This is a genomic window from Nonomuraea sp. NPDC049637, assembly GCF_040675235.1.
Taxonomy (GTDB): Bacteria; Actinomycetota; Actinomycetes; order Streptosporangiales; family Streptosporangiaceae; genus Nonomuraea.
In genome coordinates, this window is record NZ_JBFAOM010000021.1 from 22,473 (window position 1) to 45,283 (window position 22,811).

The window sequence follows — 22,811 nt, forward strand, 5'->3', positions numbered from 1 at the left end:
AGGGCCTTGTCACGTGGTGGCCACGATCGCCGAGCCGTGGCCGAACAGCCCCTGGTTGACCGCCAGGCCGACGCGCGCGCCCGGCACCTGCCGCCCGCCCGCCGCGCCGCGCAGCTGGTACGTCAGCTCGCACAGCTGCGCGATCGCCTGGGCCGGGATCGCCTCGCCGAAGGAGGCCAGGCCGCCCGACGGGTTGACCGGCACCCGGCCGCCGAGCGCGGTCTCGCCCGCCCGCAGCAGCTTGTCCGCCTCGCCCGGCGGGCACAGGCCGACGTCCTCGACCCAGTCCAGCTCCAGGGCGGTGGACAGGTCGTACACCTCGGCGAAGGAGACGTCCTCGGGGCCCAGGCCGGCCTCCTCGTAGGCCGCGTGCGCGATCGCGGCTCTGAAGGGCCTCTCCGGCGCGGGAACGGCGGCGCAGGACTCGGTGGCGAAGTTCGGCAGCTCCAGGATCGTGTTGGGGAAGGTCGGGGTCACCGTGGAGACGGCGGCCAGGCGCACGGGGGCCGTCGCGCCGAGCCGTCTGGCGTAGGCCTGCGAGGCCAGCACGACCGCGGCCCCGCCGTCGGAGGTGGCGCAGATGTCCATCAGGCGCAGCGGGTCGGCCACCATGGGCGAGGCGAGCACCTCCTCCGCCGTGACCGGGCGGCGGTAGCGGGCCATGGGGTTGAGCGCGCCGGCGCGCGCGTTCTTGACCTTGACGGCGGCGAAGTCGTCGGCGGTGGAGCCGTACAGGGCCATGCGCCTGCGGGCGTACAGGCCGAAGTAGGCCGGGTTGGTCGCGCCGAGCAGGCGGAAGCGCAGCCAGTCGGGATCGTCGTGCCGGTCGCCGCCGACCGGCTTGAAGAAGCCCTTGGGGGTGGAGTCCGCGCCCACCACCAGCGCCACGTCGCACAGCCCGGCCATGATCCTGGTCCGCGCGATGTCCACGGCCTGGGCCCCCGACGCGCAGGCCGCGTAGCAGGAGGCGATCCTGGCGCCCGTCCAGCCGAGTGCCTGGGCGTAGGTGGCGCCGGCGACGAAGCCGGGGTAGCCGTTCCTGATCGTGTCGGCCCCCACCACGTACTGGACGTCGGTCCAGGCCACGCCGGCGTCGCGGAGGGCGGCGCGGGCGGCGGCGACGCCGTACTCGGCGAAGGGACGCCCCCACTTGCCCCACGGGTGCATGCCCGCGCCGAGCACCACCACCGCGCTCACGAGGCCCGCCCCCACATCCACACCAGCGGCCCGTCGACCAGCGGCCCGTGCACCAGCTCCAGCTCCATGCCCACCTCCAGGTCGCCGGCCGTGAGGTCCTTGACCTGGCCGAGCACCACCAGCCCGGCGTCCCCGAGCTCGACGGCGGCCAGCGTGACCGGCCGGTACGGCTCCGCCGCCACGTACGGCTCCGGCGGCGGGTAACACGCCTCGGTGTAGGACCAGACCCGCCCGCGCCGCGGCAGCCGGGCCTCGGCCGTCTCCTCGCCCTCGCAGCGCGGATTGCGGCACAGGCCGGGCTGCGGCGGGAAGGCGACGGTCCCGCAGGTCAGGCAGGTGGTGCCGATGAGGTGGGTGACGCCGTCCCCGTCGATGGCGAACCAGCCGTCGATCGCTAAGGTCATAGCCAGGAGTATTGCACAAGCGCTTGCTAGGGTGAATCCCTCCTGCGCCGCCGCCGGGTCGCGACCACCCGCGCCGACATGGCCGCCGCCAGCACCACCATCCCGGCCACGACCGGCGTCCTGGAGGCGGGCGGCCGGGCCGGCCCCCGACCGAAGTACGGGCCGGGCCGGGCGGCCGGTGAGACCCTTCCGTGGGCCAGCCGCCGCGCCTCCCGCAGGGCGAGCGGCGCGTCGGCCACCCCGTGCCCGTAGGCGGGGCTGTGGCCGCGCGCGGGCCGTCTCCTGGCGCCGCGCTCGATGGCCGTGCGCACCTGGTACGGCGACAGCTCCGGATGGGCCGACCGCACTCGGGCGGCCACGCCCGCGACCATGGCCGCCGCCGAGCTGGTGCCGTCGCCCACCACGTACCCGTCGCCGCCGTCGGCCGTGACGACGTCCGTGCCCGGCGCGACGACCGACAGGTAGTCCTGGCGGTTGGAGAAGGGGGCCACCCGCAGCCGCCGGTCCACCGCGCCCACGGCCATCACGCCCGGGTAGGCGGCGGGGAAGTTCTTCCTGTTGGCCGTGTCGCCGTCGTTGCCCGCCGAGGCCACCAGGACCGCGCCGCGGGCGAGCGCGTACTGCACGGCCTCCTCCTCGGCCGCCGAGCCCTCCCACGCGCCGCTGCCGCCGCCGAGGGACATGCTGATCACGTCCGCGCCGTGGTCGGCCGCGTACCTGATGCCGGCGGCCAGGGCGTCGCGGCGGCCGGACCGCTGCTCGGCGCGCAGCGGGTCGGCGTTCTCCAGCGTGACCCTGATCGACAACACCCGCGCCGCGGGGGCCACGCCGACCACGCCCTCCGCGCGGCCCTCGCCGTGCCCGCGGCCGGCGATCAGACCGGCCATGGCGGTGCCGTGGTGCCCCCAGAGCCGCGGGGGCGCGCCGGTCAGGTCGGGGCCCTGGGTGACGGCCCCCCGCAGGTCGGGGTGGCGGGCGTTCACGCCGGTGTCCAGCACGGCCACCAGCACGCCCGCGCCCCGGCTCTCCCGCCACGCCCTGGGCGCGCGCAGCGCCGCGAGCTGCCACTGCCGGGCCCGCGCGGCCGCCCCCGCGCCGGGGGCGCTCGGCGAGGCCGCCGTCCGCACGTCGTCGGTGGCGCTGGACGCCACGCCCGCGACCCCGGCCGCCAGGATCAGAGCCGGCAGCAGGGACGCGAGCACCCTCATCGGGTCAGCGCCCGGTACAACGCCTCGGCGAGCTGCCGGGCGACCCCGCGCAGCCGCGGCGCGGCGCGGTCGCCCGGCCGGTACGCCCGCCCGTCGGCGTATCCCGCGGCCGTCGCCACGAGGTAGGGGTCACCCGTGCCGGCCACCGCCCCGGTGACGTACTGCCGACGGCCGAACCGCTCGGCCGGCCCGCCGGGGAAGGCGACGGGCCGCACGGTGGCCGGGCGCGTCCCGCGGTACGTCCCGCGGTACGTCCCGGGGTACGTCCCGGGGTACATCGCCGTGCCCGGCGCGCCGAGCACGGCGATGCCGACGGTGGCCACGTACGTCCGGGTGCTGTCGGCGTACGTGGCCCGCAGGGCGGTCAGGCAGCCGGGCCGCACCGCGGCGGGCTGGAACGCCACCCGGCACGGCGCCTCGGGGGCCACGCCCGCCAGCACGTACGTCACCCTGGCCCCCGACGGGCTCAGGCCCGGCACGACCGAGGGGAAGATCCGCGCCACCGGCCAGGTGTGCCAGCGCTCCGGCACGGGCACGTCGGCCTGCGGCCAGAACACGGACAGGATGGAGAGCAGCACGACGGACAGTTGGTACACGTCAACCTCGAACGGGAGGGGAGGGACGCCCGATCTGCCGTGCATTCTGGCACGCGGCCGATGATTCGTTCCGACGCTTCGGTAAACAGCCCGATACGCGGAGTAATTGCTGTTATGCGGCCATTCGCCCTAGGGTGTCGGCGAAAGTCGGACATGGGCCCCAGGGGGGAGGCCCAGCCTCTGGGCCGCGTCCCCGGAGTTGACCGCGATGGCGATCAGCCCCGCCGAGTCCGTGAACGCCACCAGCTCGCCCGGCGGCACCGCCGCGAACGTCGCCCGGAAGGGCAGGGCGAGCTGCCGTCGCCCGAGCCACACCCCCAGCGTGTCGCCCACCTGGACGCCCAGCGCCTGCAGGTCGCCGCCGACGAACATCCGGCCGCCCGCCTCGACCGCCACCGACCGCCGCGCGCCGCCCGCGCCGGGATCGACCGCGCCGATGTGCACGCCCTCAGGCAGGTAGGGGATGGTCTGGGCGAGGATCGCCGCGCCCCGCCGTACGTCGCCGGGCGGGACGAGGTGGCACACGTCGATCACCCGCGCCTCGGGCGCGATCCCGGCGATCACTCCGTGGCAGGCGGCCACATAGCCGTCTTCGAGCCCGTAGTCCGTGAGGAGCGTGATGACTGGGGTCACATTTCGTGACTGTACGTCCGGTAATCCGCCGTGAACAGCCGCAGATCGCACATTACGATTGGCCACGGGCCGCGAAGCGTGCGATGTGATCGTCGCACGCCCCTTCCCGAGGAGGACATCATGGGAGCACCGCTCAGCGGTGACAGTGCTGCCCAGGAACCGTCCCGGACATCCCTCAACGACCGCGATCTCGAACTCCTCGCCTTCGAACGCCAATGGTGGCGGCACGCGGGCGCCAAGGAGCAGGCCATCAAGGAGACCTTCGGGTTCTCGGCCACCCGCTACTACCAGTTGCTCGGCGAATTGATCGACAGACCGGAGGCGCTGGAGCAGGACCCGATGCTGGTCAAACGGTTGCGACGGTTGCGCTCCACCCGTCAGCGCGACCGTGCGGCGAGACGGCTCGGCATGCGTCCCTGACCGGCTGGGTACGGCAGCCGCGTGAGGAACATCCCTGGTATGGAAGCGATCCTTAAAGATCCGTCCGGCGCCGTGATCGGGCTCGACTTCGACGGAACCCTGTCGCCGATCGTGCCCGATCCCGCCTCCGCCAAGATCCACCCCGAGGCCCCCGCCGTGCTCGCCGAACTGGGCGCGCACGTCGGCGCCGTGGCCGTCGTGACCGGCAGGCCGGCGGCCACCGCGCTCGAACTCGGGCCCGGCCTGGCCGACGTGCCCGGCCTCGTGGTGCTCGGCCACTACGGCTTCGAACGGTGGGAGCACGGACGCGTCTCGGCGCCGCCGCCGCCACCCGGCGTGCCGCGCGTGCGGGCCGAGCTGCCCCTGCTGCTCGACGCGCTCGGCCTGCACGGCGTGGCGATCGAGGACAAGGGCAGGGCGGTGGCCGTGCACACCAGGCGTGCCCCCGACCCCGAGGGCGCGCTCGCCGTGCTGCGCGAGCCGCTGGCCGAGCTGGCCGGGAAACACGGCCTGGTGATCGAGCCCGGACGCATGGTCCTGGAGCTGCGCCCGCCCGGCATGGACAAGGGCCACGCGCTCGGCCTGTTCCTGGCCGAGCGGGACGCCAGGTCCGTCATGTTCGTCGGCGACGACCTCGGCGACCTGGCCGCCTTCGACGCCGTACGCGCCTCGGGGCTGCCCGGCGTGACCGTGTGCAGCGGCTCGGCCGAGGTGACCGCGCTGGCCGAGCGGGCCGACATCGTGGTCGACGGGCCCGACGGCGTGGTGGCGCTGCTGCGGGAGCTGACGACGGCCTTCACCCGTCCGTAGGGTCCAGCCGTTCGTGAGCCGGCTCGCTTCGGGCCGGCTCGCGGCTTTCAGCCGTTCGTGATTGGGCTGCAAGTGGCGGATCCTACGGTGGTGCGCATGTCACGACGATCTTTCGCCGCCGCCTCCGCCGCGGCTCTGGCCACCCTGGCCGCCGTGCTCGCCGTCCCCGGCGCCGCCTCCGCCGCCCCCGCCCAGCAGCTCAGGCTGCGCGGCGGGCTGACGCTCTACATCCCGATCGAGTGGGTGGTCCACCGCAAGGGCGGCGACGTCGTCCAGGTGGTGACCGGCCGGTGCGCCAAGCCGCAGGGCTGGGGCTCGCCGGAGTGCGACGCGTTCTACGTCCTCGGCCCCGGCGCGATCAAGCGGGGCGCCGAGGGGTTCGGGCCCTACACGGGCAAGAACCCGTACTATCCGGCCAGCGACGTGCAGCCGTGCCCGATCAACCGCAAGTGGGGCGAGGTCGTCGGCCCCAAGGTCACCAGGGGCTACCGGCAGATGGGGGCCGGGCACAAGGCCGCCTACAACGCCTGGCAGGCGACCTGCGTCAGCTACTCGGGCGGCGGCGTCAAGGCCCGCTTCACGCAGCGCGAGTGGTACCTGCCGAAGAGCCAGATCCTCGTCGTCGACCAGTGGGACACGCCCGGCCTGGCCGACACGCTCAAGTACGCCGACTGGACATGAGCACCCCGGCGACCGCGAGGCCGATGACCACGGGCACCAGCAGGAACGCGTTCCCGGTGCCGTAGCCGTCGGCCAGCGCGCCGAGCAGCAGCGGGCCGATCGCCATGGCGGCGCCCGCCCACACGGGCGAGGCGGCCGCCGCCCGGTCCGCCCGGTCGCCGGAGGCGGCGATCAGCGTGCTCAGCGCGAGCGGGAACTGCAGCGACGCGCCCAGCCCGCTCAGCGCCAGCCCCACGTACGACAGGACCGGCACGGTGCTCGCCCAGAACAGCACCCAGCCGAAGGCCATCAGCCCCAGAGCGCCGGCCAGCAGCGGCGTGGCCGGCAGCCGCAGTGCGAGCTGCGCGCCGGCGAACCTGCCCGCCGCCATGCCGCTGACGAACGCCGTCAGCCCGGTCGCCGCGACGGCCGCCGGCACGCCCGTCCTGAGGGCGAACAGGTCGGCGGCCCACAGGTTGAACGAGAACTCCAGGGCCACGCAGCAGAACAGCACGCCCCCGGCCAGGTGGAAGCGCCACCCGACGCCCTCCCGCGCCGGGACGGCCTGCCCGGCGACCGCGTCGTCCCGCCCGCCGCCGGCCCCCCGGGGCGCGGGCCAGGAGCGGCCCAGCGACAACGCGAGCAGCACGCTGACGGCCGGGGTGACCAGCAGGGCGGCCCGCCAGCCGAGCGCGCTCTGCGCCACCTGGCTGAGCACGAACGTCGCCACCATCCCCACCAGCACGCCCACGGCGTTGGCCTCGCTGAGCGCGGCCGGCCCGGCGGCCCCCTGGTGGTCGCTGAGCTCGGCCATCGCCGCGTAGAGCATGACCGAGCCGAAGCCGCCGGCCAGGCCGTAGCCGAGCAGCGTCAGGGGCAGCGCGGAGGTGACCATGACCAGCAGCACGCCGGCGTTCATCCCGGCCAGGCCGAACCAGCACGTCGAGCGCCGGCCGAGCAGCCTGGTGAGCAGGGGGAGCGCGAGCCCGGCGCCGATCGTGCCGACCGCCATGGCGGTGCCGTGCAGCCCGGCGACGGTGGCCGTGGTGCGCTGGTCGGCTCGCAGCAGCGGGAGGGCGGCGCTCAGGCCGTACACGAACGTGGCGAACGTGCCGAGCAGGAAGTAGATGAGCCAGGTCGGACGGTCCCGGACGAGTCTGATGGGCACTGAGACCGTCGACACCCGGCAGCCTCCGTCATTGGCAGTGAACCCGACTTCTCATGTTAAAGCAGGGCGTCGAGTTGGGACTCCAGCCACTGGTGCGGCGGCAGCGCGGTGGCCGCCTCGCGCAGCCGGTCGCGGCGCCGCCGGCGTTCGTCCTCGGGCATCACCAGCGCCTCGTGCAGCGCGTCCGCGGTGCCGCTCACGTCGTAGGGGTTGACCACCAGCGCGTACGGGCCCAGCTCGGCGGCCGCCCCCGCCTCGCGCGAGAGCACCAGGGCGCAGCGCGGCGACAGGACCGGCCCCTCCTTGGCGACCAGGTTCATGCCGTCGCGGATGGGGTTGACCAGCAGGACGTCCGCCAGCCGGTAGGCGGCCAGCGAGCGCGGGTAGTCGTCGTTGACGTTGAGGATGACCGGGTCCCAGTCCTCGGTGGCGTACTCGTCCTCGATCTCGCGCGCGCAGCGCTGCACCGACGCGGTGTACTCGCGGTATTCGGGCAGGTCGTGCCGGCTGGGGTAGGCGAAGGCCAGGTGGACGACCTTGCCGTGCCACTCCGGATGGGCGGCCAGGAACTCCCGGTAGGCCAGCAGCCCGCGCACGATGTTCTTGGACAGCTCGGTACGGTCGATGCGGACGATCAGCCGGCGTCCGGCCACCTGCTCGGCCAGCGCGGCCATGTGCGACTCGACGTCGGGCTCGCAGGCCCGCGCCCACAGCGCCGCGCCGTCCACGCCCAGGCTGTGCACGCCGACGCGGGTCGTCCTGCCCTCGTGGGTGACCGTGCGGGCCGCGCGGTCCACCCGCGCGCCCAGCAGCTCCTCGCAGCAGTCCATGAACGCCGCCGCCCACCGGGCGGTGAGGAAGCCCGCGTGGTCGGCTCCCAGGATGCCGTCGAGCACCTCCCCGGTCACCGCGTCGGGCAGCAGGGAGAAGTACTCGGGAGGCGCCCACGGCGTGTGGCTGAAGTGGGCGATGCGCAGGTCGGGCCGCTCGGCGCGGAGCATCGCCGGGGTGAGCGTGAGGTGGTAGTCCTGGACCATCACGCGGGCGCCGTGCCCGGCCTCCTCGGCCAGCGCCAGCGCGAACGCGCCGTTGTAGTCGCGGTAGGACTCCCACTCGCGCCGGAACCTGGTGCCGAAACTGGGGGAGTTGGGGATGTCGTACAGCAGGTGGTTGACGAACCACAAGGTCGAGTTGGCCACGGCGTTGTAGGCGCGGTGGAAGGTGGCCGCGGGGATGTCGAGCATGCGCAGGGCGCCCGTGTCGTAGCCGCCGCGGTCGAGCCGGCCCCCCGGGGCCAGGCGCACGGCGCTGCGGTCGCCGTCGGACAGCGCGGCGCACACCCACAGCACGCCGTGCTCCTTGGCCACCCCCGACAGGCCCGAGACGAGGCCGCCACCACCGCGTTTCATGGTCAGCTCACCGTCGTCGTCGACGGTGAAGGAGACCGGCCCGCGGTTGGACGCCACGAGAACGCTGTTCATTTGGGCTCCCTTCGCCCATAGGATCCCAGCTATGGCGCTAGATGAGCTAACCGAGGAACTCGCCCGCTCGGCCGCGGCCGGAGACCATCGCGCGCTCGGCGAGCTCCTGGCCAGGATCGAGCCTGACGTGATGCGCCACTGCGCCCGGATCCTGCCCTATCACCAGGACGCGGAAGAAGCCTCGCAGGACACTCTGCTGGCCGTGGCGCGCAACATCGGCCGGTTCGAGGGGCGGGCCAGGTTCAGCACCTGGCTGCACATCGTGACCGCCAACTGCGCGCGCACCACGTACCGCTCGCTGAAGCGCAGGGCCGCCGAGCAGACGTCGGAGGAGCTGCCGATGCAGAAGCCGGACGCGCGGCGGGTCAGCGTGATCGCCGGCTCGCGGCTCGACCTGCTCGACGCGATGGAGGCGCTGGAGGCCGACAAGCCCGACCTGGCCCAGGCGCTGGTGCTGCGCGACATCGTCCAGCTCGACTACAGCGAGGTGGCCGAGCAGCTCAACATCCCGCTCGGCACCGCCAAGTCCCGCATCCACCAGGCCCGCAAGTACGTGCAGGGAGTCCTCGGGGAGGACTATCGGTGAGACGCGTTCTCTCGCATGCTGAGACGGGTGGTCGTTTCCACCACTTGAGAAGGTAGAGTCCTTTTCGAACAACTGAATATTGCTCATCCAGAGGGGTGGAGGGACCGGCCCTGCGAAGCCCCGGCAACCCTCCCGGCTTGTGCTCGCGACCTGGCGAGGCCGACCGGGACAAGGTGCCAATTCCGGTTCGCGGTCAAGGTGGCCGCGGGCGAAGATGAGGGAAGGCCTCGCTTCATGTCGCTCGACTTTGGTCCTGCCGTCGCTCTGTCCTGCCGCGAGTGCGGCACGCGCTACCCCCTGGGTCCCAGCTTCGCCTGCCTGGAGTGTTTCGGGCCGCTCGAAGCGGCCTACTCCTTCGGCCAGGTGACCCGCGCGGACATCGAGTCCGGCCCCGCCAACATCTGGCGCTACCGCCACCTGCTCCCGGTCCCCGCCGACGTGGCGAGCAAGCCCAACATGAACCCGGGCTGGACGAAGCTGGTCAAGGCCGGCAACCTCGGCAAGGCGCTCGGCATCCGGTCCCTGTACGTGAAGGACGACTCGGGCAACCCCACCCACTCCTTCAAGGACCGGGTGGTCGCCATCGCCGTCGAGGCGGCCAGGAACTTCGGTTTCCACACGCTCTCCTGCTCCTCCACGGGCAACCTCGCCGGCGCGGTCACCGCCGCCGCCGCGCGGGCCGGCCTCGACGCGTGCGTGTTCATCCCGGCCGACCTCGAAGCGGCCAAGATCGCCATGGCCCGGGTGTTCGGCGGCCGGCTGATCGGCATCGACGGCACGTACGACGAGGTCAACCGGTTCTGTTCGGAGCTGATCGGCGACCCGCTGGGTGAGCGGTGGGGGTTCGTCAACGTCAACCTGCGGCCCTACTACGCCGAGGGGTCCAAGACGCTCGCGTACGAGATCGCCGAACAGCTCGGCTGGCGGCTGCCCGAGCAGATCGTCATCCCCATCGCCTCCGGCTCCCAGCTCACGAAGATCGACAAGGGGTTCAAGGAGCTGATCGCGCTCGGGCTGGTCGAGGACACCCCCTACAAGGTGTTCGGGGCCCAGGCGGCCGGGTGCTCGCCGGTCTCGACGGCGTACAAGGCGGGGCACGACGTCGTCCAGCCGGTCAAGCCGGACACGATCGCCAAGTCGCTGGCCATCGGCAACCCCGCCGACGGGCCGTACGTGCTGGACATCGCCCGGCGCACGGGCGGGGGCGTCGAGGACGTCACCGACCCCGAGATCGTCGCCGCCATCAAGCTCCTGGCCTCCACCGAGGGCATCTTCGCCGAGACCGCCGGCGGCGTCACGGTGGGCGTGCTGAAGAAGCTCGTCGAGACGGGCAGGCTCGACCCCGAGGCCGAGACCGTGGTCCTGAACACCGGCGACGGCCTCAAGACGCTCGACGCGATCAGCGACGACGCGCGGCCCACCGCCGTGATCCGGCCCTCTCTCGACGCGTTCCGCGCGACTGTCTGACAATCCAGGAAAGGCAACAAAAACCATGAGCGTTTCTGTGCGGATTCCCACCATTCTGCGCACTTACACCGGGGGTAACGCCGAGGTGAGTGGCGAAGGGGCGACTCTTCGTGACGTTCTCGCCAAGCTCGACTCCGACTACCCGGGGATCGGCGCGAGAATTCTGGATGAATCGGGCAAGATTCGTCGTTTTGTCAACGTATACGTTGGTGAAGAGGATGTCCGTTTCGCCGAGGGGCTGGACACTCCCGCGCCTGAAGGCGCTCAGATCTCCATCATCCCCGCCGTCGCGGGCGGCTGACCGCCGGACCACCGACTCTTGAAGGCGCCCCTTGTGGGCGCCTTCTTGTTTTAGAACCAAATTCAACCTCGAACGACTCAGCCTTCGATGAAATTAGCGTTTTGTCGGTTGACTCTGTTGCCAAACCCCGTGCCACAGGTATGGTCGAGGGCGATCGTCTGGCTGATTTTCCCAAAAGTCAGGCGATTACGGGTCTCGCGAAGGAATGGGCGAGATCTGCGAGCCCAGTAAGAGGAGTCGGAAGTGGCGCAGGGCACCGTCAAGTGGTTCAACGCGGACAAGGGCTACGGCTTCATCGCGGTAGACGGTGGTAAGGATGTATTCGTCCATTACTCAGCGATCATGATGGACGGGTACCGCTCTCTCGAACAAGGACAGCGCGTCGAGTTCGAGATCACGCAGGGCCAGAAGGGGCCGCAGGCGGAGTCCGTCCGCACGGTCTGATTCACCCTCGCTGGTATGCACCAGGCGGGACGTGCGGCAGCGCAGTCCGTACGGGCTCGTCACTGTTTCCTCCGTCGGCTTCGCACGGCGGGCCGCGCCTCAGGGGCGGCTCGCCGTACGAACCGGCGCACCCGATGACCTGCCCGATGAGCTGGGGTGGGGTGCCCGTGGCTTGCACTCGGCAGGGTAGAGTGCTAAACAGTTCGTTGGCACTCTGTGTGGCAGAGTGCCAACAACTCGGATCGAGACGATGGGGTCTGCCGAACGGAGATGCAGGCCTATGCCGTCGCGGGCGTCGGCTCGGTCCAGGACACGCCACCCTGCATCTGGGAGGTCTAGCCTTATGGCAGCCAAGATGATCGCGTTTGACGAGGACGCCCGGCGCGGTCTCGAGCGCGGTATGAACCAGCTCGCCGACGCCGTCAAGGTGACCTTGGGCCCCAAGGGGCGCAACGTCGTGCTGGAGAAGAAGTGGGGCGCTCCCACGATCACCAACGACGGCGTCTCCATCGCCAAGGAGATCGAGCTCGAGGACCCGTGGGAGAAGATCGGCGCCGAGCTGGTCAAGGAAGTCGCCAAGAAGACTGACGACGTCGCCGGCGACGGCACCACCACGGCCACCGTGCTCGCCCAGGCTCTGGTGCGCGAAGGTCTGCGCAACGTGGCCGCCGGCGCCAACCCGATGGCCCTGAAGAAGGGCATCGAGGCCGCCGTCGAGCGGGTCAGCGAGGAGCTCTCCAAGCTGGCCAAGGACGTGGAGACCAAGGAGCAGATCGCCTCCACCGCCTCCATCTCCGCCGCCGACCCCGAGATCGGCTCGCTCATCGCCGAGGCGATGGACAAGGTCGGCAAGGAAGGCGTCATCACCGTCGAGGAGAGCAACACCTTCGGCCTGGAGCTCGAGCTCACCGAGGGCATGCGCTTCGACAAGGGCATGACGTCGATGTACTTCGTGACCGACTCCGACCGCATGGAGGCCGTTCTCGAAGACCCGTACATCCTGATCGTCAACAGCAAGGTCTCGGCCAACAAGGACCTGCTGCCGCTGCTCGACAAGGTCGTTCAGTCCGGCAAGCCGCTGCTGATCATCGCCGAGGACGTCGAGGGCGAGGCCCTGGCGACCCTGGTGGTCAACAAGATCCGCGGCCTGTTCCGCTCCGTGGCCGTCAAGGCCCCGGGCTTCGGCGACCGCCGCAAGGCCATGCTGGGCGACATCGCGATCCTGACCGGCGGTCAGGTCATCGCCGAGGAGGTCGGCCTCAAGCTCGAGACCGCCACCCTCGACCTGCTCGGCCGCGCCCGCAAGGTCGTGGTGACCAAGGACGAGACCACCATCGTCGACGGCGCCGGTGACGCCGAGGCGATCTCCGGCCGGGTCAACGAGATCCGCGCCGAGATCGAGCGCACCGACTCCGACTACGACCGCGAGAAGCTGCAGGAGCGCCTGGCCAAGCTGGCCGGTGGCGTGGCGGTCATCAAGGCCGGCGCGGCGACCGAGGTCGAGCTCAAGGAGCGCAAGCACCGCATCGAGGACGCCGTGCGCAACGCCAAGGCGGCCGTCGAGGAGGGCATCGTCCCCGGCGGTGGCGTGGCGCTGCTGCAGGCCGGCGCCAAGGCGTTCGACAAGCTCGAGCTCAACGGCGACGAGGCCACCGGCGCGGCGATCGTGAAGAAGGCGCTTGAGGAGCCCCTCAAGCAGATCGCGGTCAACGCGGGCCTCGAGGGCGGCGTCGTCGTGGAGAAGGTGCGCAACCTGACCCCGGGCGAGGGCCTCAACGCCGCTTCCGGCGAGTACGTCAACATGTTCGACTCCGGGATCATCGACCCGGCCAAGGTGACGCGCTCCGCGCTGCAGAACGCCGCCTCCATCGCGGCGCTCTTCCTCACCACCGAGGCCGTCATCGCCGAGAAGCCCGAGAAGACCCCTGCTGCTCCGGCCGGCATGCCCGGCGGCGGCGACATGGACTTCTAGGCCTCGCCTGGTCGCTGACGCATCAGAAGGCGGTTCGGATCTCCACGGATCCGGCCGCCTTTTGTTGTGTCCGGACCCGTCACGTTTAGTAGTTATTGACTACGGAAAGTAACGAAACGAAGTGACGATTCACCGCACAAAGGAGTAGTTACATGAATTCCCGCACCGCGCGCGTTCTCGGGCTCGGAGCCGTCATGGTGGCCGCCGCGGCCGCCATGACGATGCCCGCCCAGGCAGACGACCACGGTTACCTGGACGATGCCCTGGAGTACGTCGACGTGCCCTACTGCGCGGGCTACCTGGAGCTGTACGACCGCGACTACTGCGCCTCGCCGTCGAGATGGACGTCGCGGGACGAGCGCGGGGAGATGTCGGAGGAGGGCGGGTACCGGTCGTCGGAGGAAGGCGAGGACAGGACGTCGGACGAGGCCGACGAGAGGTCCGACTGGCGCGAGGACACCTCGGACGAAGGCCAGGACATGTCCGACTGGCGCGAGGACAGCTCGGACGAAGGCGCGGACGTGTCCGGCGAGCGCGAGGACGTCGCGGACGAGGGCCAGGACATGTCGGGCGAGCGCGAGGACGTCGCGGACGCCTTCGAGGGCCGGTCGGCCGGCGAGAGCGAGGACCGGTCGTCCAACGCCCCCATGGACTTCACGTTCGCCGACGAACTGGTGCAGGGCGACTGAACCCCGTCTGGTGGCGCCGGGCGTACCTGAACCCGACGCGGCACCACGGCGAAGGCGCCCCGAACGCGAACGGGGCGCCTTCGCCGCGGTGTTGTGCCGGTCTCAGACGCCGAAGTGCGCGACGACGTGACCGCGGGCCAGCGTGTTGGCGGTGATGTTGAAGCCGACCACGGCCGGGCTCGCGTCGCTGTCGACGCCCAGCTCGTCGACCCCGAGCGCGTGCACGGTGAAGACGTAGCGGTGGGGGGCGCCGGGCGGGGGAGCGGCGCCGCCGTAGTCCTTGGTGCCGTAGTCGTTGCGGGCGTGGACGGCGCCGGCGGGCAGGCCCTTGAAGTCGGGGCCGGTGCCCGCGCCCCTGGGCAGCTCCGTGGTGTCGCCGGGCAGGTCGAACAGCACCCAGTGCCAGAAGCCGCTGCCGGTGGGGGCGTCGGGGTCGTGGCAGGTGACGGCGTAGCCGCGGGTGCCCTCGGGGGCGCCCGACCAGCGCAGCTGGGGAGAGACGTTCCCGCCGGTCATCCCCCAGTCGTCGAAGACGTGGAGGTCGTTCAGCCGCTCGCCGTCGCGGATGTCGTCGCTCTCCACCACGAGCGCGGGGACCGGGGGCAGGTGTTCATGCGGAAGCGGTGCGGGCACGGCATCCTCCTAGGTTGACAGCTCCTTCAGGCCATCCTAGAAGCGGCCGTGCCCGCCCTCCGTCAGGTTGCCAGCTGCGCCGGGAGCGGCCTGTCGTGCAGCACCGTGAGCGAGGTGACCGCACGGGTCAGGACCACGTACAGGCGGGCCAGGCCGCGGGGCTCGGCCTCGACGATGTCCGCGGGCTCCACGACGATCACGTGGTCGTACTCCAGGCCCTTGGCGAGCGTGGCGGGCACGATCAGCAGGCGGTGCTCCTGCGTCGCGTCGGGGTCGAGCACCGCGTGCGGCAGGCCGGACAGCGACTCGGAGACCGCCGCCACCATCGCGTCGGGGACGATGACCCCGATCGAGCCCTCCTTGGCCAGGACCTCCCGGGCGGTCTCGGCGACCGTGCCGCCCGGCCGGACCGTGAGCGAGCCCGCGCCCGGACGCAGCGACCGCGGGGCGGCCAGCCCGGGGGCGATCGAGGGCAGCAGGCGGGCCGCGTAGTCGAGCACCTCGCGCGGCACGCGGAAGCCGAGCGTCAGCTCGGTCACCTCGCCCTCGTCCTGGCCGAGGTGCTTCAGCACGGTCTCCCACGAGCTGGTGGACCACGGCGTGGTGCCCTGGGCCAGGTCGCCGAGCACGGTGGCCGAGCCGTTGCGGCAGCGCCGGCCGAGCGCCCGCAGCTGCATCTCGGACAGGTCCTGGGCCTCGTCCACGACGAGGTGGCCGAGCGACGGGGTGCGTTCCATGAGGTCGCGCAGCTCGTCGAGGAGCGCGGCGTCGGCGGCCGACCATCTGGCGGACTTCCAGCTCCGATAAGGCTTCCGCCAAAGCAGCATTTCCTGCTCGTCAGGCGACAAATCGGTTTTGGCGGCTTTTGAGAGGAATTCCGGGTCGGACAGCAGGCGGTGCAGGACCTGTTCCGGCGTCAGTTTCGGCCACACGGCGTCGACGAGCTGCTTGACCGGCCTCGACCTGGCCACCGCGTCCTGGACCCGGTCGTCGGGCGACTCGCCGCGCTGCTCCATCCGTACGAGCACCTGGTGGGCCAGGCGCTGGGCCAGCGCGGCCCGCCCCGGCGAGTAGCGGGTGGTGCCGCGCAGGGAGGCCACCATCTCGCGCACCTCGTGGTCGGCGACCCGGTAGCGGTAGGCGCCCTTCGTGAACACCAGGCCGTCCTCGGGCTTGACGATGTGCATCCACAACGCCCGGTCGAGCACCGCGGCCATCCTGGCGTCGCCCTTGACCGCGGAGACCATCGGGTCCTCCTCGGCGGCGTGCTCGCCGAGCAGCCCGGCCACGGTGGTCTGGTCGACCTTGACCTCGCCTAGCGCGGGCAGGACGGAGGAGATGTAGGACAGGAACGCCCGGTTCGGCCCCACGATCATCACGCCCGACCTGGCCAGCCGCTCGCGGTGGGTGAACAGCAGGTACGCGGCCCGGTGGAGGCCCACGGCGGTCTTCCCGGTGCCGGGGGCGCCCTGGACGCACACCGTCTGGGCCAGCGTCGCGCGGACGATCTCGTCCTGGTCGGGCTGGATGGTGGCCACGATGTCGCGCATCGGGCCGGTGCGCGGGCGTTCGATCTCCTCGGTCAGGATCTTCGAGGGGCCGACCTCGCCGCCCTCGCCGAGCGGCTCGTCCTCGAACGCGGTCAGCGCGCCGCCGTGGTAGCCGAAGCGGCGGCGGCGGATGACGCCCATGGGGTCGGCCGGGCTGGCCTGGTAGAACGCGCGGGACACCGGCGCGCGCCAGTCGATGACCAGCGGCCGGCTGGTGCCGTCGTGCACGTGCCGGCGGCCGACGTAGAGGGTGCCCGGCAGGTCGTCGCCGCCCTCGCGGTCGAGGCGGCCGAAGAACAGCGGGGTGTCCGGATGGTCGGCCAGGGCGGCCACGCGCTGGTCCAGCAGCGACTGGAGGATCTGCTGCGAGACCCAGTCGCCGGCCGCGTCGGCCGACAACGACTGGGCGTGGGCCCGCATCGCCTTGAGCGCGGCCCTGGACTCGGCCAGGTGGGCCTGCTCGGCGGCGAGCACGTCGGAGGGTATGTCGGGAGCCAGTTGGTGTGTGGGCATGCGAAAGCGCCTCCCATGGTCGAAAACGGAGGTGGTCAAGGCAGCGAATCGACTAGTTTAACGGCGGCCGTCCGGTGCCTCCAAAGCATTTACCGGCGCGCGGCGGGGTAAGGAGGGAAGGTGGCGCGGCTTCGCCTGGTCCTCTCGCCGATGATCCCCACGGTCGCGAGCTTCCTGCTGGCGGCGCTCTGGGGGATGTCGGTCTTCGCCGGATGGGGGCTGGAGGCGTTCTGCGCGGGCGGCGAGTCCCCGCCGGCGTGTTCCCGGCGTCTCGGGGCGGTCTCCACGGTGTCGGGGTTGTTCGCCGCGCTGGCCGCCTGCGCCACGCTGGCCGCGTGGCTGGTCCCGGCGTCCCGGCAGGACCCGCGCACGTTCGGCTGGCTCATGGGGACGGGGGTCTCCGCCTGGATCGTCGCCGGCGCGGTGCTGTTCCTCGGCGGCCTGCTGGCCGGCTAGCAAACCCGGCAAAGACCGTATCTCTGAGTGAACGTGGGAATACCGAAAAAGTCGGGCATTTCAGGTGCGTTTGGCGGATCATGGGGGTATGTCGCAGGCGGCGTGATAGTACGCAGGTGAGGGGGGTGGTTCGATGTCGACGACCCGTGGAGTCTCGTGGACGTGACATAAACGCCGTGCCTGGCCGCTCAGGCAACGAGCGGCCGGGCATTCAACCCGTCACACCTCGCCGTGCACGTCGTCGGCGTCGATGATCTGGTAGGCGTATCCCTGCTCGGCCAGGAAACGCTGCCGGTGGGCGGCGAACTCCTGGTCGACGGTGTCCCTGCTGACCACCGTGTAGAACCGGGCGCCACCGCCGTCGGCCTTGGGCCGCAGCACCCGTCCGAGCCGCTGGGCCTCCTCCTGCCGCGACCCGAACGTGCCCGACACCTGGATCGCGACGGCCGCCTCGGGCAGGTCGATGGAGAAGTTCGCCACCTTCGACACCACCAGGACCTGGATCTCCTTGTCGCGGAACGCCTGGTAGAGCCGCTCGCGCTCCTTGACCCTGGTCTCACCCTTGATGACCGGCGCGTTGAGGTGCTCGCCGAGCTCGTCGAGCTGGTCGATGTACTGGCCGATGACCAGCACCTGCTCGCCCAGATGCCGCCGGACCAGCGCCTCGGTCACGTACGTCTTGGACGGCGTGGTGGCGCAGAACCGGTAACGCTCCTCGGCCTCGGCCATCGCGTACGCCAGCCGCTCCTCGTCGGTCAGCGTGACCCGCACCTCGACGCAGTCGGCCGGCGCGATCCAGCCCTGGTTCTCCATCTCCTTCCACGGCGCGTCGTAGCGCTTGGGGCCGATGAGGGAGAACACGTCGCCCTCGCGGCCGTCCTCGCGCACGAGCGTCGCGGTCAGGCCCACCCGCCGGCGGGCCTGGAGGTCGGCGGTCATCCGGAAGATCGGCGCGGGCAGCAGGTGGACCTCGTCGTAGACGATCAGGCCCCAGTCGCGCGCGTCGAACAGCTCCAGGTGGCTGTAGACGCCCTTCCGCCTGGTGGTCATCACCTGGTACGTGGCGATGGTGACCGGGCGGATCTCCTTCTTGTTGCCGGAGTACTCGCCGATCTCGTCCTCGGTCAGCGAGGTGCGCTTGAGCAGCTCGGTCTTCCACTGGTGGGCGCTGACCGTGTTGGTCACCATGATCAGCGTGGTGGCCTGGGCGTGGGCCATGGCCGCCGCGCCCACGATGGTCTTGCCCGCGCCGCAGGGCAGCACGACCACGCCGGAGCCGCCGTGCCAGAAGGCGTCGGCCGCCTCGCGCTGGTAGGGGCGCAGCTCCCAGCCGTCCTGGAGCAGCTTGATGGGGTGGGCCTCGCCGTCGACGTAGCCGGCCAGGTCTTCGGCGGGCCAGCCCAGCTTGAGCAGCGCCTGCTTGACGTTGCCGCGGTCGCTCGGGTGCACGATGACCGAGTCGGCGCCGAGGCGCTCGCCCAGCATCGGCTGGATCTTCTTCGAGCGCAGCACCTCTTCGAGCACCGCGCGGTCGGTCGAGGTCAGGACCAGCCCGTTGACCGGGTCCTTCTCCAGGCGCAGGCGCCCGTAGCGGGCCATCGTCTCGGCGATGTCGACCAGCAGCGCGTGCGGCACCGGGTAGCGGCTGAAGCCGATCAGCGCGTCGACGACCTGCTCGGCGTCGTGGCCGGCGGCCCGCGCGTTCCACAGGGCGAGCGGCGTGACGCGGTAGGTGTGGACGTGTTCAGGCGCTCGTTCGAGCTCGGCGAACGGCGCGATCGCCTTGCGGCACGCGTCGGCCTTCTCGTGGTCGACCTCGAGCAGCAGCGTTTTGTCCGACTGGACGATGAGCGGGCCGTCGTTCACGGACATCCCTTCCTACGGTTGACCCTTATCCAACACACACGACGGCAGGAACAGTCCCGGAACGGGTAATCGATCAGTCGTCCAGGCGGCCGGTGAGGCCCAGGAAGAGGAAGAGCCCGATGTTCAGCACGAAACCGGCGCCGAACAGCACCCAGCTCCAGACCAGCAGCGAACGGGCGCTTCCCGGCTGCTCGCGGGCCCGCGTCAGCGCCACGGCGGCCAGGATGCCGCCGGGCAGCCCGAGCACGTTGAGGCAGGAGGCGAGGGACAGGAAGTTGAGCACGACGGCGACGATGGCGGCGGCCTGCGGGCCCTCGTCGCGCCGCGGCGGCACGCCGTAGCCGTAGCCGTACTGCGGAGGCGGCTGCTCGCCGTAGGGCGCCCCGTAGGGCAGGTGCGGGTAGCCGGACGGATCTTCTTGACTCACGTTCACCTCCAGACAGGTCAACGTTTATCACGGAATACCGACGTGCCCGACCCGGTGTGCGCGGACGGTCACAACCGGCCGCGCAGGGCCTTCCTGTCCAGCTTGAGCACGCTGGTGACCGGGATCGACTCGACGAAGCGCACCTCGCGCGGGTACTTCACCCGTCCGACCCGGTCGCGCGCCCACTCGATCAGCTCCTCGGCGTTCTCCTCGGCTCCCGGCCTGAGCTGCACGAACGCCACCACCTCCTCGCCCAGCCGCGGGTCGGGACGGCCGACGACGCCCGACATGACCACGTCGGGGTGCTGGTTGAGGGCGTCCTCGACGTCGCGCGGGAAGACGTTGAAGCCGCCGCGGATGATCAGGTCCTTCTTGCGGTCGACGATGTAGAGGTAGCCGTCGTCGTCCACGCAGCCGATGTCGCCGGTGCGCAGCTCGTCGCCGACCAGCGCGGTGCCCTCGGGGTCGGGTTCGTGCTCGCCCCAGTAGCCGAGCATCAGGGAGTCGCCGCTGACGCAGATCTCGCCGACGTCGCCGCACTCCACCGCCTCGCCCGCGGAGTCGCGGATGGTGATCGTGTAGCCGGCCAGCGGCAGGCCGACGCTGCCTGGCCGGCGTCTGCCCGGCGGGTTGAAGGTGGTGACGGCGCTGGTCTCGGTCAGGCCGTAGCCCTCCAGGATCTGCGTGCCCGGCATCCGGCGCTCGAACTCCTGCAGCGCCTCCCGGCCCAGCGGCGCCGCGCCGCAGGTGAGGTAGGCCAGGTCGGGGAGCGGGTGCGACTCCAGCGGCTGGGCCAGGAGCATGTGGATCATGGCGGGCACGACGGTGCCGTACTGGACGTGCTGCTCGGCGGCCAGTCGCAGGAACGCCTCCGGCTCGAACCAGCGCATGAGCACGGCCTGCTGGGGTTCGGTCGCGTGCAGGCCGGCCACGGTGATGATCAACCCGTACGCGTGCGAGAGCGGCACAGGCACGATCGCACGATTTTTCCCCTCTTGATGGGATATTTCGTACGCGTCCTTGGCCACCTGCCAGAGCCCGCGATGGCTCAGCATGACCCCCTTGGCGACGCCCGTGGTGCCGCCGGTGTACATGAGCGCGGCCAGGTCGCCGGGGTCCCTGCGCACCCGTTCGTGCTCGGTGGCGCTCTCCAGCTCGGCCGTGTCCACATGTATCCGGACGTCCACCGCGGCGGCCCGTACGGTCTCCACGAGCTCGGGCGAGGTGACGACGGCGCACGCGCCGCTGTCGAGCAGGATGTGCCGCAGCTCCTCGGCCCCCACCAGGAAGACCACCGGCGTGACCACCGCGCCCGCCGCCCACAACGCCTGGTAGACGATCGGGACCTCGGGGGAGGTGGCCATCATCACGACCACCCGGTCGCCCGGCCGGACCCCGGCCTCGACGAACCCGCCGCACATCCGGCGGGCGCGTTCCGCCAGCGCGTGGCTGCGGTGCCAGACCCCTTCGTAGAACACCGAGTCGTGGTCGTCGAAGCGGTTCCATGACTCCTCGGCCAGCTGGCCCAGCGTTTGCTCGGTCACATGCACAACCTGATCGGAGGCGCCGCGCGCAGTCAACCCTGAACGTTCTCATGTCCACCCTTGACTGATGATTGTGGACGATGCTGTCATGCCGAGTAAATGTCCAATATCGGCCTAGAAGGTCATTCGAGTTTTCGGGTGGCGCTAGATCGTGTATTGGTGGGATAACTAGGGTTCCGTGCTACCAGATGGCTTGCCGCGGTTCTTGTCACCGGCCCGTCGCCCAGAGCAATGGAGGACATGATCGACATGCGCGCGCCGGCGGCCGTGGCCGCGAGCTTTGCGAGTAGCGCCTGGTCAGCGCGGTGGCTGACGGGCAGCGAACGGTCAATCCATAAGCCCGGGAAACAAGTCGCCGGACAAAAACGTTCGCGAAAGACATTTTCCACACAGTCAACGTTCCAGTCAGGCCCGAGGTGACTTCGTGATCGACACGCCTGAAGCAGGCGAGAGCGACCTCGACGACAAAACGCTCACCGAGCGTGTCATCGCCATCAACGAACAGCTCCGGCCTCTGGTCGTCCCGGTGGCCCGCGACCTCGACCGGCGTGCGGCCGACACCCTGCTGCGCTCCTACCTGGAGCCCGCCGGCTTCGCCGACGCGGTGCGCCGGCTGTCCACGCGCCACCTGCTCGTCCTGGTGGGGGAGGCGGACGTGGGCAAGCGGCTCGGCGCCATCGCCCTGCTGTCGCGCATGTCGCTGGCCGAGAGCAGGATCACCGTGCTGTCACCGGCCGGCAGCGCCGCCGACCTGCTCTCCAGAACCGAGTACGGGCCGGGCCGGGCATACCTGCTGCACGACTGGATCGCCGGGAGCGCCGACCGCGGCGAACTGCTCGACCTGGCCCGCGAGCTCGCCGAGCTGGGGTCGTACCTGGTGATCACCCGGAACGGCGTCCCGTCGCAGGCGGTCGAGGTGGAGCAGCCGTGGTGCGCGCCCGACCCCGGCGAGCTGTTCGACCTGTACCTGAGCGCGTTCGGCGGCCGGAGCGCCCCGGCCGGGGCCGCCACCGCCCGGGTCCGCGCGCTGACACTGCGCACGCCCGCCGAGGTCGTCCGCCTGGCCACGCGCCTGGTGCGGGACGACGAGCCCGCGGGCGAGGAGGTGGCCGCCTGGTTCGACACCAAGCCGCCGATGCGCGAGGTGCGGGCGGTGGCGGCGCTCGCGTTCGCGCACGGGCTGCCCGAGCCGGAGTTCGCCCGCCTGCTGGCCGCGTTCGAGCGCGGCCGGGAGGCCCACGAGGCGGGGCCGGGGCCGACCGGCGCGCCGCACCCGCTGATCGCCGTGCACGACGGTCTCGTCGTCTTCCGCGCCCCGGAGCACCGCGCCCAGGTGCTCGGCGAGCTGGTCGCCCGGTACGGCTACTGGCTCTGGCAGCCGCTGCGCGAGTGGGCGCGCTCCCTGGCCCTCCAGGGGGACGACGTGCGCGCGCGGGCGGCCGAGGGCGTGGCGTTGCTGGCCGCCTGGTCGTTCAGGGAGGCGCGGCAGGAGTTCCTGGAGGTGTGGGCCAGGGGACGGGCGGGCGAACGGCTGGCGGCGGGCGGCGGGCTGTCGTACATGTGCGCCGACGACGCCCTCGCCCCCGAGGCCCTGCGCCTGGCGCTCACCTGGTCATCCGACCCGGCCGACCCGCGGGCGGTCGCGGCGGTCGCCGGGCTGTGCGGCGGGCTGTCGCTGCGCTACCCGGCCGATGCGGCGGCCCACCTGCGCCGCCTGGCCGCCGGGGACGGCCCCGCGTCCCGGCTCGCGGCCCACGCGCTCACCCAGCACCCCTGAGACGGGAGC

At 71.5% G+C, this 22,811-nt stretch carries 23 protein-coding genes and 1 riboswitch; of the genes, 11 read left to right on the top strand and 12 right to left on the bottom strand.

The window, feature by feature from the left end; all coding sequences use genetic code 11:
• Positions 1-9 precede the first annotated feature (9 nt).
• The 5 genes from AB0J71_RS27110 to AB0J71_RS27130 all read right to left on the bottom strand — a co-directional run bounded on the left by AB0J71_RS27110 (position 10) and on the right by AB0J71_RS27130 (position 4,038).
• A complete protein-coding gene (locus AB0J71_RS27110; RefSeq protein WP_364416618.1) occupies positions 10-1,197 on the bottom strand; it encodes a lipid-transfer protein in 1,188 nt (395 codons plus the stop codon).
• The gene (locus AB0J71_RS27115; RefSeq protein ID WP_364416620.1) at positions 1,194-1,601 is read right to left on the bottom strand and encodes an OB-fold domain-containing protein; all 408 of its coding nucleotides are present in this window, start codon (positions 1,599-1,601) and stop codon (positions 1,194-1,196) included. The genes AB0J71_RS27110 and AB0J71_RS27115 overlap by 4 nt, the downstream gene beginning before the upstream one ends.
• 26 nt (positions 1,602-1,627) lie before the next feature.
• On the bottom strand, positions 1,628-2,809 hold the full coding sequence (locus AB0J71_RS27120) for a S8 family serine peptidase (RefSeq protein WP_364416623.1): 1,182 nt from the start codon (positions 2,807-2,809) through the stop codon (positions 1,628-1,630).
• Positions 2,806-3,405 (bottom strand): hypothetical protein, encoded by a 600-nt coding sequence (locus AB0J71_RS27125; protein WP_364416625.1) that lies wholly within the window; start codon positions 3,403-3,405, stop codon positions 2,806-2,808. The genes AB0J71_RS27120 and AB0J71_RS27125 overlap by 4 nt, the downstream gene beginning before the upstream one ends.
• 129 nt (positions 3,406-3,534) lie before the next feature.
• A complete protein-coding gene (locus tag AB0J71_RS27130) occupies positions 3,535-4,038 on the bottom strand; it encodes an SAM-dependent chlorinase/fluorinase (protein WP_352320868.1) in 504 nt (167 codons plus the stop codon).
• Between the two features lie 120 nt (positions 4,039-4,158).
• On the opposite strand from AB0J71_RS27130, the gene AB0J71_RS27135 reads away from it, so the two are divergent.
• From AB0J71_RS27135 to AB0J71_RS27145, 3 genes are all read left to right on the top strand, one after another.
• Positions 4,159-4,458: a DUF3263 domain-containing protein gene (locus AB0J71_RS27135; RefSeq protein ID WP_352320870.1), complete on the top strand. Its 300-nt coding sequence runs from the start codon at positions 4,159-4,161 to the stop codon at positions 4,456-4,458.
• Positions 4,459-4,497: 39 nt separating this feature from the next.
• Positions 4,498-5,268 (top strand): trehalose-phosphatase, encoded by a 771-nt coding sequence (gene otsB / locus AB0J71_RS27140; RefSeq protein WP_352320872.1) that lies wholly within the window; start codon positions 4,498-4,500, stop codon positions 5,266-5,268.
• Between the two features lie 96 nt (positions 5,269-5,364).
• Entirely contained in the window at positions 5,365-5,949 is a 585-nt protein-coding gene (locus tag AB0J71_RS27145; protein WP_364416627.1) for a hypothetical protein, read from the top strand.
• Here AB0J71_RS27145 and AB0J71_RS27150 read toward each other — a convergent pair.
• Positions 5,927-7,111, bottom strand: coding sequence for a hypothetical protein (locus AB0J71_RS27150; RefSeq protein ID WP_364416629.1), 1,185 nt, complete (start codon positions 7,109-7,111; stop codon positions 5,927-5,929). The two genes, AB0J71_RS27145 and AB0J71_RS27150, sit on opposite strands and share 23 nt — an antisense overlap.
• 41 nt (positions 7,112-7,152) lie before the next feature.
• Entirely contained in the window at positions 7,153-8,577 is a 1,425-nt protein-coding gene (locus AB0J71_RS27155) for a trehalose-6-phosphate synthase (protein ID WP_364416631.1), read from the bottom strand.
• 31 nt (positions 8,578-8,608) lie between these two features.
• Between AB0J71_RS27155 and AB0J71_RS27160 the strand changes: the two genes are divergently transcribed.
• The 6 genes from AB0J71_RS27160 to AB0J71_RS27185 all read left to right on the top strand — a co-directional run bounded on the left by AB0J71_RS27160 (position 8,609) and on the right by AB0J71_RS27185 (position 14,036).
• A complete protein-coding gene (locus tag AB0J71_RS27160; protein ID WP_352320880.1) occupies positions 8,609-9,163 on the top strand; it encodes an RNA polymerase sigma factor in 555 nt (184 codons plus the stop codon).
• A gap of 80 nt (positions 9,164-9,243) precedes the next feature.
• Positions 9,244-9,384: riboswitch (SAM riboswitch) on the top strand.
• A gap of 13 nt (positions 9,385-9,397) precedes the next feature.
• Entirely contained in the window at positions 9,398-10,630 is a 1,233-nt protein-coding gene (gene thrC, locus AB0J71_RS27165) for a threonine synthase (protein WP_352320881.1), read from the top strand.
• A 25-nt stretch (positions 10,631-10,655) separates the two neighbouring features.
• The gene (locus AB0J71_RS27170) at positions 10,656-10,931 is read left to right on the top strand and encodes a MoaD/ThiS family protein (protein WP_352320882.1); all 276 of its coding nucleotides are present in this window, start codon (positions 10,656-10,658) and stop codon (positions 10,929-10,931) included.
• Positions 10,932-11,174: 243 nt separating this feature from the next.
• Entirely contained in the window at positions 11,175-11,375 is a 201-nt protein-coding gene (locus tag AB0J71_RS27175; RefSeq protein ID WP_106250594.1) for a cold-shock protein, read from the top strand.
• 343 nt (positions 11,376-11,718) lie between these two features.
• Positions 11,719-13,347 carry a chaperonin GroEL gene (gene groL, locus AB0J71_RS27180; RefSeq protein ID WP_352320884.1) on the top strand — a complete coding sequence of 543 codons (1,629 nt, stop codon included), beginning with the start codon at positions 11,719-11,721 and terminating at the stop codon, positions 13,345-13,347.
• 152 nt (positions 13,348-13,499) lie between these two features.
• Positions 13,500-14,036, top strand: coding sequence for a hypothetical protein (locus tag AB0J71_RS27185; RefSeq protein ID WP_352320886.1), 537 nt, complete (start codon positions 13,500-13,502; stop codon positions 14,034-14,036).
• Between the two features lie 102 nt (positions 14,037-14,138).
• Here the strand turns inward: AB0J71_RS27185 and AB0J71_RS27190 are convergent, their stop codons facing one another.
• Positions 14,139-14,669, bottom strand: coding sequence for a YbhB/YbcL family Raf kinase inhibitor-like protein (locus AB0J71_RS27190; RefSeq protein WP_352320888.1), 531 nt, complete (start codon positions 14,667-14,669; stop codon positions 14,139-14,141).
• A gap of 62 nt (positions 14,670-14,731) precedes the next feature.
• On the bottom strand, positions 14,732-16,732 hold the full coding sequence (locus tag AB0J71_RS27195; RefSeq protein ID WP_364416633.1) for an AAA family ATPase: 2,001 nt from the start codon (positions 16,730-16,732) through the stop codon (positions 14,732-14,734).
• A gap of 120 nt (positions 16,733-16,852) precedes the next feature.
• Here AB0J71_RS27195 and AB0J71_RS27200 point away from each other — a divergent pair, with 120 nt between their 5' ends.
• Entirely contained in the window at positions 16,853-17,188 is a 336-nt protein-coding gene (locus AB0J71_RS27200) for a hypothetical protein (protein WP_364416635.1), read from the top strand.
• A 219-nt stretch (positions 17,189-17,407) separates the two neighbouring features.
• Here AB0J71_RS27200 and AB0J71_RS27205 read toward each other — a convergent pair whose 3' ends face one another.
• From AB0J71_RS27205 to AB0J71_RS27215, 3 genes are all read right to left on the bottom strand, one after another.
• Complete coding sequence (locus tag AB0J71_RS27205; RefSeq protein ID WP_352320894.1) at positions 17,408-19,060, bottom strand: DNA repair helicase XPB; 1,653 nt, start codon at positions 19,058-19,060, stop codon at positions 17,408-17,410.
• A 67-nt stretch (positions 19,061-19,127) separates the two neighbouring features.
• Positions 19,128-19,481 (bottom strand): hypothetical protein, encoded by a 354-nt coding sequence (locus tag AB0J71_RS27210; RefSeq protein ID WP_352320895.1) that lies wholly within the window; start codon positions 19,479-19,481, stop codon positions 19,128-19,130.
• A 68-nt stretch (positions 19,482-19,549) separates the two neighbouring features.
• A complete protein-coding gene (locus tag AB0J71_RS27215) occupies positions 19,550-21,025 on the bottom strand; it encodes an AMP-binding protein (protein WP_364416637.1) in 1,476 nt (491 codons plus the stop codon).
• Positions 21,026-21,449: 424 nt separating this feature from the next.
• Here AB0J71_RS27215 and AB0J71_RS27220 point away from each other — a divergent pair, with 424 nt between their 5' ends.
• The gene (locus tag AB0J71_RS27220) at positions 21,450-22,802 is read left to right on the top strand and encodes a hypothetical protein (protein ID WP_364416640.1); all 1,353 of its coding nucleotides are present in this window, start codon (positions 21,450-21,452) and stop codon (positions 22,800-22,802) included.
• The last annotated feature ends 9 nt before the right edge of the window (positions 22,803-22,811 follow it).

Excerpts from the sequence above, each read along its gene's own strand:
- AB0J71_RS27170 (WP_352320882.1), top strand. The coding sequence starts at position 10,656 with ATGAGCGTTTCTGTGCGGATTCCCACCATTCTGCGCACTTACACCGGG.
- AB0J71_RS27135 (WP_352320870.1), top strand. The coding sequence starts at position 4,159 with ATGGGAGCACCGCTCAGCGGTGACAGTGCTGCCCAGGAACCGTCCCGG.
- AB0J71_RS27195 (WP_364416633.1), bottom strand. The coding sequence starts at position 16,732 with ATGCCCACACACCAACTGGCTCCCGACATACCCTCCGACGTGCTCGCC.
- AB0J71_RS27145 (WP_364416627.1), top strand. The coding sequence starts at position 5,365 with ATGTCACGACGATCTTTCGCCGCCGCCTCCGCCGCGGCTCTGGCCACC.
- AB0J71_RS27120 (WP_364416623.1), bottom strand. The coding sequence starts at position 2,809 with ATGAGGGTGCTCGCGTCCCTGCTGCCGGCTCTGATCCTGGCGGCCGGG.
- AB0J71_RS27155 (WP_364416631.1), bottom strand. The coding sequence starts at position 8,577 with ATGAACAGCGTTCTCGTGGCGTCCAACCGCGGGCCGGTCTCCTTCACC.
- thrC (WP_352320881.1), top strand. The coding sequence starts at position 9,398 with ATGTCGCTCGACTTTGGTCCTGCCGTCGCTCTGTCCTGCCGCGAGTGC.
- AB0J71_RS27115 (WP_364416620.1), bottom strand. The coding sequence starts at position 1,601 with ATGACCTTAGCGATCGACGGCTGGTTCGCCATCGACGGGGACGGCGTC.
- AB0J71_RS27160 (WP_352320880.1), top strand. The coding sequence starts at position 8,609 with ATGGCGCTAGATGAGCTAACCGAGGAACTCGCCCGCTCGGCCGCGGCC.
- AB0J71_RS27205 (WP_352320894.1), bottom strand. The coding sequence starts at position 19,060 with ATGTCCGTGAACGACGGCCCGCTCATCGTCCAGTCGGACAAAACGCTG.
- groL (WP_352320884.1), top strand. The coding sequence starts at position 11,719 with ATGGCAGCCAAGATGATCGCGTTTGACGAGGACGCCCGGCGCGGTCTC.
- AB0J71_RS27185 (WP_352320886.1), top strand. The coding sequence starts at position 13,500 with ATGAATTCCCGCACCGCGCGCGTTCTCGGGCTCGGAGCCGTCATGGTG.
- otsB (WP_352320872.1), top strand. The coding sequence starts at position 4,498 with ATGGAAGCGATCCTTAAAGATCCGTCCGGCGCCGTGATCGGGCTCGAC.